Raw genomic sequence first — 10879 nt, 5'->3', positions numbered from 1 at the left:
GCTCTGCCTCACGCGCAAGAATATCGCCTATCTTTCGCAGCAGCGCGCCGCGTTCGCTGGCCGTGGTGGAGCCCCACGGCCCCTTGAGAAATGCGCTTTCGGCCGCATCCACAGCCATGTCGACATCGGCGGCGTTGCCGCGTGCGATCCTTGCCCATGGCTTGCCGGTGTACGGGTTGAAGCTGTCAAAGAATTCTCCGCCTGCAGGCGCTACGAACCGGCCGTCGATGTAGTGCTGGAATTCCTGCATTCTCATTCTCCTGAAATCGATGCCGCTCGGTCGAATTGCCTATGCCTGGGCGTCGGGCGACACCGAGCCCGCGTCGTCTTTGAAGACGAAGCGGGCCAATTCGGTGTGATCGGCATTCCGACCGGTCCAGGACTGAGCCTCTCTCCAGAGGTTGAGGCAGGAATGACCGAGCTGCGCCTCAACGCCGCATGCATCGGCGACCTCCATCGCCAGCGTCAGATCCTTGACCATCAAGTCCAGGGAAAAGCCCGAATTATAAGCTTCGTTGAGGACATACTGCTTGAATTTGTTCTCGGTGCTGTTGTTTCGGCCGGTTGACGCGTTCAGCACATCGATCAGCGTCTCTGTCTCGACGCCGAAGCGTCTCGCGACCAGCAGTGCCTCGGCAGTTGCCGCCAGGCCGGCGGCGGACACATAGTTATTGAGGACCTTGACTGCGTGCCCTGTACCCAGCGGTCCGACATGAAAGCGTCTTCCCATGGCCGCCAGGATCGGGTCGATGTCCTGGGCTGCCCTCTCCGATCCACCGACCATGATTGCCAGCGTCCCGGCCACAGCGCCTTTGACGCCACCAGATACTGGGGCATCGACCATGTCGATCCCTTTCGCGTCGAGTTCGGCGCCGAGTTCGCGCGTCCCGGTCGGCGCAGAGGAGCTCATGTCGATGATTGTCGCTCCTTGCGAGAGGCCAGGCAGCAGGCTGTCGCTCCCATCCGCCCCAAGCACAACCCTGCGCACGATTTTGCCGTCGGGCAGCATCAGGATGACAACGTCGCAAGCGTCTCCAAGCTCGGCAGCCGATGTGACGAAACCGCATCCAATCCGGGAGGCGAAAGCTGCCGTTCTATCCATGTCAGTGTCGTAAATGGCGACTCGCCAGCCAGCTTTCACGAGATTGGAAACCATGGGTTGGCCCATATTGCCGACTCCCACAAAGCCGACGGTGGTGTTGTCCGTGAGTCTCATCTTTGCTCTCATCCTGCCTGCTGTGCGAACCCCAATTGACGGGCACGGCGATTGCGATTGCAGGGCCACCAACCATCGGATGCGCCCTGAGGATTCTTCGGTGGGAATGCACGGCAGAGGTCGTGCCGACATCGGGCTGGCACGGCCTAATGCGATTCCCGTTGCGGTGCGTTCGATTGCGTTCTCAGCCTCCGAGATAGGCCTTCGCTATGACCGGATCGTCCGCCATTTCCGCAGTCGTGCCGTGCTTCACGATATGGCCGGTTTCGATCACGTAGCACCGGTGGCCATATTTCAGCGCAAGTCCGACATTCTGCTCCACCACCAGCATCGAGACGCCACTCTCGTTGATGCCGCGGATTATCTCGAACAAATCCTGCGTAATCAGGGGCGCAAGCCCGAGAGACGGCTCGTCAAGCATCAACAGCCTAGGTTTGGCCATCAACCCCCTGCCGACGGCCAGCATCTGCTGTTCCCCGCCCGACAAAGACCAGCCATAGGACCCGATGCGCGCCTGCAGCCGGGGGAAATACTGCAAGGCTTCTTCGACGCCCTGCTTGATGCTTGTCGCCGAGCGGCCGACCGCGTGCCCGCCGACCTGAAGGTTCTCCAGGACGGTCATGGACGGGAAGATGCGCCGGCCTTCCGGCACGTGAACGATGCCGAGGCGCACAACGTCCTCCGGCTGTCGTCCATCGATGCGCGCCCCCTCGAACGAGATCGAGCCTTGCCGACGGACCACACCCGAAATGGCGCGCAGCAGGGTGCTCTTACCTGCCCCATTCGCGCCCACCAGAACGACGATTTCACCGCCGCTCACATGTAGGGAGACATCGTGAAGCGACTGCATTGGACCATAGAATGCCGAGACAGCGTCAAGATCGAGCATCGGGGTCATTTCGAGCTACCTGCGCCCAGATACGCCTTGATCACATCCGGGTTCGACTGCACGTTCGCGGTCGAGTCCGTGACGATGAGTTTCCCAAAATTGACGGCCGATACCGTGCTCGACACCGACATGAGCAACCGCATGTCATGCTCCACCAGCAGCACCGTGGACCCGAACACATCGCACATCCGCGTCAGCAGGCTGCCAAGGTTCTTCTTCTCGCTGCTGTTAAGCCCTGCCGCGGGCTCGTCGAGAAGCATCAGCTTTGCGCCGCTGGCAAGCACCCGTGCGATTTCGACGAGGCGCTGGTGGCCGTAAGGCAGATTGCGGTGATATTCATTCGCGAACGCTTCCATGCTCATGAAGCGAAGCGCTTTCCTGGCCATCTCCGTGGTTTCCTCGACCTCCCGCCGCATAAGCGGACTGTTGAGAATGATGCCCATCGGCGAACTGCGCTGCTGGGTGACGCGGCCCAGCATCACGTTCTCCAAGACAGTCAGAGTGGGAAACAGCCGGATGTTCTGAAAGGTCCTGCCAACGCCGATCTTTGCCCTCTGGTTCGGCTTGATGCCGGTTATTTCAGCGCCGCTGAGGGCGATCGAGCCTTCAGTTGGCCGGTAAATGCCGCTTATCAGGTTAAGAACGGTCGACTTTCCCGAGCCATTTGGCCCTATCAGCCCATGTACGCCGCCGCTTTTGACATTGATCGTGAGAGAGTCGACCGCCGTGAGGCCGCCGAAACGCTTGGTAAGATTTCTGATCGCCAAAAGCGTCATGGCTGGGCGGCCTCCACGGGATCGACCACGGCGGCCCGCGGCGCGATCAGCTTGCGGAAGAAGGCGATCTGCCCCAGCCGGCCGACGATGCCGTAAGGCGCCAGCCACAACGTCAACAACAGAAGCACACCATAGAAGGTCGGATACCAATCCTGGAGGCTCCGCAACGCTTCGGGCAGGAAGGTCAGGAGCAAGGCGCCGATGATCACGCCTATAATGGATCGCTTGCCCCCGATCACCACCATGGCAAGTACAAGAACGGTAATGTCGAAGGTGAAATAGTCCGGGCTGATAAAGCCGACGAAATGGGCGGACAGGGCTCCGCCGTAACCTGCCAGCGCGGCAGAGATCACGAATGCCAGGATCTTTGTGTAGGTCAGGTCGATGCCGATGACGCTGGCTGCGAGATCGTCGTCGCGCACGGCTTCGAAACTGTGGCCGACGCGGCTTTGCCGCAGGCGATCGAGGGCAAAGACGACCACGGCGATCGATAGCAGGCAGATCAGGAGAAAAACGGTTCGATTGCCGGGATTGATGGTCACGCCGAGCCATGTGACGGGGGAAGGCATGGGCAACGCCAGGCCTGTAAGGCCGCCTGTCAGACCTTCGAAATTGATCAGCATCTGGCGCAGCACTTCGCCGAAGGCGATGGTCACCAGCACGAGATAATGGCTCTTCAGGCGCAGCGTCGGTATTCCAAGCAGCGCGCCCGCGAGAGCGGCGGCTCCCGTTCCTGCCATGATGGAAGCGGGGATTGGCCAGCCATAGGTGGATGAGAGGATTCCGCTAGTGTAGGCGCCGATGGCCATAAAGGCCGCGTGGGCGAGGGACAGTATGCCGGTCAAGCCGAAAATCACGTAGAACCCAAGGCAGAGCAGTATATTGATCGAGGCGAATATCAGGATCGAGCCGGTGTAGGCCGACAGGCCCAGCATATTCACCAGCCCGCAGATCACGAATGCGAGGGCGACGAACAGCAGCAACCTCATGCCTTGTCTCCGACACGTTCGGCGAACATGCCGCTCGGGCGGACGATAAGGAAAAGCATCAGGACGCCGAACGCGACAGGATCCTTGAACGACGCCGTAAAGAAATGTGTTGCAAAGATCTCAACCAGGCCGACCAGGATGCCGCCGAGAAGAGCGCCCGGAATACTGCCCCATCCGCCGATGATTGTGGCAATGAAGGCTTTGAGCCCAGCCATGAAACCGACATTGAGGTCGACGAGGAAAAGCGGAGCCACCACGACGCCGGCAACGCCGCCAATCGTCAGGGACATGGCGAAAGCCATCGTCGCGACGCTCCCCACCTTGACGCCAAGCAACCGTGCCGTTTCCCGATCCTGCGCGGTGGCCCGCATCAAGCGTCCAAGGCCGGTCTTGTAGAGAAAGTAATAGAGGGCGGCGACAAGAAGCACTGTCATGGCCAGGATCAACAGATGCTGCGGATTGATGATCACGCCGTCGACTTCGAAAATCTTCTGCTGGAACGGCTCATAATACGATCGGGCCTCGGGCCCCCAGATGTGCTGCGCGACGTTGCGAATGATAAGCGCAGCAGCGAGAGTTCCAATCAGGTGCGTCGCAAAATCGCCACCGCGAAGCGGCTGGTAAATTACCTTGTCGAAGACAATTCCCAGAACGGCGAACACCAGAACGGTGCAGACAAGAACGGCCCAGTAGGGCATTCCCAGCGTCACGCCGAAGGTCAACCCGACGAATCCGCCCAGCATCAGGAACTCTCCCTGTGCAAAGTTGACCACGTTGACCGCATTGATAATCAGGACAAAGCCGAGGGCTACCAGTCCGTAAATCGCCCCAATGGCCAGACCCTGGACAACGAGCTGCACATATATGGGATCCATGGTTACCTTCACGATCGCTGGCGCGTGGGTATGGCAGAAGGGCCGAGGCCCCTCTGCTAGTAAGCGAGATGTTATTTCGCGGCCATTGGCTTCATCGCACCATTGGTCCACTCGACCACGGTGCCGCTATGAAGGCCGTCGCCTTTCTCGTCGAACGAATAGGTTCCCACGATACCCTTGTAGTCCTGAGTGGCGAGAATGGCGTCGCGAATCTTGGCGTGGTCGAGATCGCCCGCGCTGGCGATAGCCTTCATTGCGATCATGGCGCCGTCGTAGTTCTCCGCCGAGGTATAGGAGATGACTGCACCGGCATCGCTTGCCTTCAAACGCTTTGCCCAATCTTCCGACTCTGGCGTCAGGCCGGGAACCCAGGGCGCGACGGTGACCACGCCTTCGCCACCCCCCTTGGCAAGCTGGTAATACTCGTCGACCGCACACGAATTGCTGCAAATAATCTTCGTCGTCGGCATGAACTGGCGAAGCTGGTTGGTGATGAGCCCCGCATCAGCAGGCAGCGAGCTCCAGATCACCACTGCGTCAGGACTGGCTGATTTCAACCTCAGCAACTGGGCGCTGAAATCCTTGTCACCGAAGTTGAATGTTTCCACCACGTCGAAATTGAAGCCGGCTTTCTTGAACGCCTCATAGCCGGTCTTTCCCCACTCATCGTTGGCGTATAGGATTGCGGCTTTCTTGGGCGCGATTTCCTTGGACGTATAGTCGATCAACGACTGGATCATGGTGTCTATGCGCGGCGCAGCCCGAAAAATCCAGCCGCCTCCAACGTCCGGTTCCGTCACCTTCGCTCCCTGCGCCGTGGTGAAAACCGGGATTTCACTACGTTTTATGTTGGGAGCCAGCGTAAGCATGAACGTCGTCAGCGTCGGTCCGACGATAACAGCTGGTTCCATAGAAACCAGCTTGTTGAACGCGTTGACTGATCCCCCAGGCTGCGTTCTATCGTCCTCGATAAGCAGCTTGAATTTTGTGCCATTTAGGCCGCCGGAGGCGTTTACCTCATCGACAGCGAGCTTGACCCCGGCGGCGATCTGCTGGCCTGTCGCCGCGCCGGTCCCGGTCATTGCAGTCGCCACCCCTATGATCGCTTCCTTGTCCTCGGCAAGCGCGACGTGGCACGCATTCGCTAGAAATACGCTTGTGGACAGTGCCAGTATCATTCGACGATTTGTCATGTCATTCCTCCCAAGAATGTTTCTATATAGGCGAGGCGAGTTAGATGCGCTGATGCCTTTCAACCCTCGATATGAGACCTTTGCAGCCTGTTCATCGGCGCGGCCAATCGCAGCCGTTTGACGAGACTTCTGGTAGCTCGCTCCGAGCATTGTTATGAATGACTTTCTTTGACTGGTAGAATTCCTCGTCGGCATAGTGCGGCCTAACGGCATGCCATCGACTGGCCTGGTTGTGGTGAGAAAACTGTATATCCGCCGACACTACCGACGGTCCTTGTATGGCAGACTGTCGTCGAAGGGGGGATTTTCGGCTCCGAACGGCGAGAGCGAAGGCTCATAGCCGTAAGTCGTTACCCGACTGCGCTCGAAGTAGACTGTGAACCTGCGCCTGATGCGCCACCCATTCGCGGTCCGCCTGTATGCAACATCATAATATCCTTGCGCTTCGGTCTTCTGGACCATGGGAACGCGGCCTGTCTCGAAACCGCGGAATGTAAAGTTCACCCGAGAAAATGCGTCGTCTCCGTCTAACGAGATCTCCGGAACGCCAAGCTGGTGAATGCAACTCAACCGGTTGCTGTTGCAGAAATCCGTAAGCGCGCGCTTACCTTGAACAAAGTTCAGTTCACCCATGCCCTCAAGCTGGCGTCCTTGGTAAATGCCATCATCGGTAAACAGTGCCGCCCATTGATCGCCGCGGACTCCATCGTAAGCCGTGCTGTAAGCCCCCTCGATTTGAAGAATAGCCAGCCTGTCCTCCACATTCTGGAGCCGAACCATCATTGCGGCAAGCGCGGTAGCTTCGTCAGTTCCCACGTATTTCTCCATACTTTGATGTAGCTGGACTGCTGTCGACTAGCGTACGGCACCTTCAGGCGCGCATTTTCCCCGCTCTCGTTCGAAAATCCAGTGTTCACCCACATCTTCGCCGGTGCGATATGGTCATGCTGCTATTCCAACCAGGGCTTACATCGATGTCCCGGGTCTCGCGCATAACCAACAATTATGGACGCCTAAGCAGAAATTCCTGTTTGTGCAAGTAACGCTCACCCTGTCCTCGCTCCAGCAATAAATTCGCCATTGGCCATGGAGGAACATGCGATCATGGGACGATTGAACGGCAAAGCAGGGATCATCACGGGTGCGGCAGGCGGCATAGGATCGGCGGCGGCGCGGCGCTTTATCGAAGAAGGAGCCGACGTTCTCCTCGTCGACTGCGACGAAGAGGGACTTGCTCGCCTGGCAGAAGACCTACCTCAATCACAATCCGCATGCTTCGTGGCCGACATAACGGATGAGACCGCCGTAAAGGGACTCGTCGCGGATGCCATGGCTCGCTTTGGCCGGGTAGATATGGCTCTTCTGAATGCCGGGATCGAAGGCCGCCTCGGACGCATTGCGGAAATCCCGGTTACAGTTTTCGATCAGGTCATGGCGGTGAATGTGCGAAGTGTCTGGCTGGGATTGGCAGCCCTTCTGCCGGTCATGCGGGTCAATGGCGGCAGCATCGTTATCACTTCATCCGTTGCAGGCTTAAAAGGTTCCGCTCGATTGGCCGCCTACAGCGCCAGCAAACACGCAGTGCTGGGTTTAATGCGGTCCGCCGCATTGGAAGGTGCGGTGGACGGTATCCGCGTCAATTCAAGCAATCCGGCTTAGACCCGGACAAGGATGATGGAATCGATTGATGAATACCTCGACAATGAGGGCAGAGAGGTCGATCGTACGTTTCGCATTCCGCTTGGACGGTATGCCGATCCCTCCGAAGTTGCGTCCCTGATGCTGTTCTTAGTGAGCGACGAGAGCCGTTTCTGCACTGGTTCAACCTATCTGGTTGACGGTGGCACCATGAGCTGAAGAAAGAAAGAATTTCTGGAAAGGCGCAACATCCGTTATCCAAAATGAACTTCGCACGCGCGGAGAAGATCATTTGACGTTTGACACCCTTTCTAGCCAATCTGGGCTACCACGCCTGGATCGAATAGGTACACGCCCACTGCTGTTTTCGATAGGCGTTAACACGGATACGACGACAGGCCCTATGAAAAGCAGCTCCCTTCCGCAACTAGGTGAAGACTTTGACAACCAATTCTGAGCTTAAAACCCTGTTTAGGTACGAGTCGACGACCCCTAGAATTATTGCCGTCGGCGGCGAGCCCACCCTTGCCGCCGACCCTTCCGGGGAATTCAAAACGACGGCGCTGACATTCCGACTGACGGACACTAAGTCAAAAAAGAAGGTCGACAGGTGGCTAATGGTGGCGCTGTCTGCCGCTGACGCCGTAGACCTCGCTTTGATAATTTTGCAGTACGCTGAGCGGAACCATTGGCCCGAACTGAACCGTGGTGAGCGTGAGCTTGTGGAGATAAGCGGCGATCCCAAAAGCAAAAATTGAACAGCTGTCGCGTAGTGCTTTGTAGTAATCGTCCGGCCCAGGGCCATTCCAAGGGTCCACGGGCATCCTTCAGGTCGATGGATATGCCGGATATAATCGGCTGATCGCACCGGACCGGGTTGGTCCGGACATCCGGCTTGCCTATTGTTGGGCCCACGCTCGGCGGAAGCTGGTCGAGATCACGCGCATTGGAGCAGCGCCAATTGCCGAGGAAGGCGTGAAGCGGATTGGAGAACTCTATCGGATCGATGCGGAGCTACGCGGCCTCTCAGCAGAAGCTCGCTTCACTGCGCGGCAACTACGATCAGTGCCATTGATTGCGAGCATGCGAACTTGGCTCACACAGCATCGTGCCCGGCCCACTGACAAATCGGCGCTCGGCAAAGCTCTCGCCTATGTGGCCAAATACTGGGATGGCCTCTGCACCTTCCTGACCGACGGTCGGATCGAGATTGACAACAATGCCGTCGAGCGGACAATCAGGCCCATTGCCCTCAATCGGAAGAATGCTCTCTTCGCCGGGCACGATGCAGGAGCGGAGAACTGGGCGACCATCGCTTCGCTCATCGAAAGCTGCAAGCTCAACGCTGTCGATCTGTTCGCCTACCTGTCCGCCACATTCACCGCTATCGTCAACGGCCACAGGCAGAGCCGGGTGAATGAGCTTATGCCGTGGAATTACGCAGGACGAACAAGCGACTGAAGTCTGCTTTCGTGAAGAGTTTCGGGCGCCGGCAGGCGTACGAAAGTCCCCGAGGAAGGAACCCGCGGGCCACAGGCGATGGCTATGGGGATTTCGGATTTCGACAGATGTCGGCGATGGCGCGACCTCCGTCGGGAAGCTCTGGGGTGAATGCGGACAGACCGCTTCGTTGCGCCTCCGCGCGGTGTTGTCGGGACAGTGGGCGGCTGGGGGCGGCTCTGTCGGAGTCGATAATCACCATAGACGAGCGTCGATCCGTGCCGGAGGCTGAGTGCCTGCAGCTGAAGGCTGAACCATTCCATGCCGGGTCATGGCGTGCTGCTCCCGGTCCACGCAGGGCTGTCCGGGGAAAGCGTCAGCTAAATGGAAATGCCGCATGCGCATGCCCCGTAAGACGGCGGTTTTTCGTCTACCTTCTGGTTGTCGAGACTCAGAAAGGGAACGGAGCATGCGCTTTACACCTAGCATTCTTGGCAAGCTGGTTGAACCGATCAATCGGCGCGGCTTTCAGACGGTTGTGGATAGCCATGACGGGGATGCCTACGACAAGTCGTTCAAGAGTTGGGACCACCTGATGGTGCTGGTTTACGCGCAGCTCAGTGGCGCCGGCAGCCTGCGCAGTCTGGAAGCCGGCCAACTGCCAGCACCATTATCATCTGGGCACCGACCGGTTGCGACGCTCGACCTTGTCGGATGCCAACCGCCGCCGCCCCGTTGGTCTCTTGCCGAGACTTCCGGCCTGCTTGCCGGTCAACTCGACCGGCAGACGCGCCGTGAGGGCACGGCCATGTTGCGGCTGATCGATTCCACGCCCATCCCCCTCGGCAAGGCCTGCGCCTGGGCCAAGTCGAACGGCCGCATCCGCGGCATGAAAATGCATGTCGTCTACGATCCCGACAGCGATTGCCCGCGTGTCCTCGACATCACCGATGCCAACGTCAACGATGCCCAGATCGGTCGCACGATCACCATCGAGAAGGGCGCCACCTACGTGTTCGACAAGGGCTATTGCCATTACGGCTGGTGGACGGCGATCGCCACCGCCAAGGCCTTCTTCGTCACGCGGCCCAAATCCAATATGGGCCTCAAGGTCGAGCGCCAGCGTCGCATCGCTCAAACTCAGGGTGATGGCTTCACCATCCTGGAGGATGCCAACGTAAGTCTTGCCAGCAAAACCAACAGCAAACTGGCAATCCCGTTGCGCCGGCTCATCCTCAAGCGAAATGACGGCGACACCATCACGCTCTTGACCAACGACCTCAAGCGAGCCGCCGTCGAGATCGCACAGCTCTACAAAGGCCGATGGCAGATCGAACTCTTGTTCCGCTGGATCAAGCAGCACCTCAAAATCCGCAAGTTCCTCGGCACCAACGACAATGCCATCCGCCTGCAACTCTTCGCCGCCATGATCGCTTATGCGCTGCTGCGCATCGCCGCTCGCGCCTGCCGTATCGCCATGCCAATCCTCAGGTTCACCGATCTGGTCAACCGATGCCGCTTCGAGCGTCGAAACATTGCCACCATCGACAAACCGCCTCCCGTCAACCCAAGTCAACGAAAACCCAATTACTCGCCAAACCAGATGTGCTTCACCTATGCATGACTTTCCCCGGACAGCCCCGCACTCAGGGGAACCCTGGTGTTGCGAAGCATCACTTTGACGGCAACCGTCTTTGCTCGCAAATAAAAGGACGCGCCGTCTTAAAAAACGCTTTGACGTGAAGCTGCGTTGTGTCTGGCCAAGATTATCGTTCTGAAAACCTTTTGAAAAAAATGCTCTCTGCAAGCATGTTTTCTATGTCAGCCAGCAAGTCGCTGTTTATGCCGGTGGAGATTCCCTTC

General features: G+C 58.3%; 10 protein-coding genes and 2 pseudogenes. 4 read left to right on the top strand and 8 right to left on the bottom strand.

Translation table 11 applies throughout. The features are described from left to right. From EN943_RS29595 to EN943_RS29560, 8 genes are all read right to left on the bottom strand, one after another. On the bottom strand, positions 1-250 hold a 250-nt coding region (locus tag EN943_RS29595), incomplete at its 3' end, for an aldehyde dehydrogenase family protein (protein WP_164778446.1). Between the two features lie 39 nt (positions 251-289). After that, positions 290-1228 carry an NAD(P)-dependent oxidoreductase gene (locus EN943_RS29590; protein ID WP_206522836.1) on the bottom strand — a complete coding sequence of 313 codons (939 nt, stop codon included), beginning with the start codon at positions 1226-1228 and terminating at the stop codon, positions 290-292. Between the two features lie 172 nt (positions 1229-1400). After that, a complete protein-coding gene (locus EN943_RS29585; RefSeq protein WP_206522835.1) occupies positions 1401-2114 on the bottom strand; it encodes an ABC transporter ATP-binding protein in 714 nt (237 codons plus the stop codon). Further along, positions 2111-2881: an ABC transporter ATP-binding protein gene (locus EN943_RS29580; RefSeq protein ID WP_127415688.1), complete on the bottom strand. Its 771-nt coding sequence runs from the start codon at positions 2879-2881 to the stop codon at positions 2111-2113. Before EN943_RS29580 ends, EN943_RS29585 begins: the two co-directional genes overlap by 4 nt. After that, on the bottom strand, positions 2878-3870 hold the full coding sequence (locus EN943_RS29575) for a branched-chain amino acid ABC transporter permease (protein WP_127415687.1): 993 nt from the start codon (positions 3868-3870) through the stop codon (positions 2878-2880). The genes EN943_RS29580 and EN943_RS29575 overlap by 4 nt, the downstream gene beginning before the upstream one ends. Continuing rightward, positions 3867-4745: a branched-chain amino acid ABC transporter permease gene (locus tag EN943_RS29570; protein ID WP_127415686.1), complete on the bottom strand. Its 879-nt coding sequence runs from the start codon at positions 4743-4745 to the stop codon at positions 3867-3869. The genes EN943_RS29575 and EN943_RS29570 overlap by 4 nt, the downstream gene beginning before the upstream one ends. A 71-nt stretch (positions 4746-4816) precedes the next feature. Beyond that, entirely contained in the window at positions 4817-5938 is a 1122-nt protein-coding gene (locus EN943_RS29565; RefSeq protein WP_164778445.1) for an ABC transporter substrate-binding protein, read from the bottom strand. Positions 5939-6199: 261 nt separating this feature from the next. Further along, positions 6200-6754, bottom strand: coding sequence for a nuclear transport factor 2 family protein (locus tag EN943_RS29560; RefSeq protein WP_164778444.1), 555 nt, complete (start codon positions 6752-6754; stop codon positions 6200-6202). A 270-nt stretch (positions 6755-7024) separates the two neighbouring features. Here EN943_RS29560 and EN943_RS29555 point away from each other — a divergent pair. From EN943_RS29555 to EN943_RS29540, 4 genes and pseudogenes are all read left to right on the top strand, one after another. Next, positions 7025-7795, top strand: a pseudogene (locus EN943_RS29555) (SDR family oxidoreductase). A 221-nt stretch (positions 7796-8016) separates the two neighbouring features. Next, positions 8017-8334, top strand: a complete 318-nt coding sequence (locus tag EN943_RS29550) for a hypothetical protein (RefSeq protein ID WP_127415683.1) — start codon at positions 8017-8019, stop codon at positions 8332-8334. Between the two features lie 49 nt (positions 8335-8383). Then, positions 8384-9037: pseudogene (locus EN943_RS29545) on the top strand (IS66 family transposase); the annotation flags it as partial. Positions 9038-9347: 310 nt separating this feature from the next. Beyond that, a complete protein-coding gene (locus tag EN943_RS29540) occupies positions 9348-10640 on the top strand; it encodes an IS4 family transposase (protein ID WP_245476017.1) in 1293 nt (430 codons plus the stop codon). Positions 10641-10879 lie beyond the last annotated feature (239 nt).

Origin of the sequence: Mesorhizobium sp. M7A.F.Ca.US.006.01.1.1, assembly GCF_003997935.1 — a bacterium.
Classification (GTDB): domain Bacteria; phylum Pseudomonadota; class Alphaproteobacteria; order Rhizobiales; family Rhizobiaceae; genus Mesorhizobium.
This window is presented reverse-complemented; position numbering and strand designations above follow the sequence as displayed.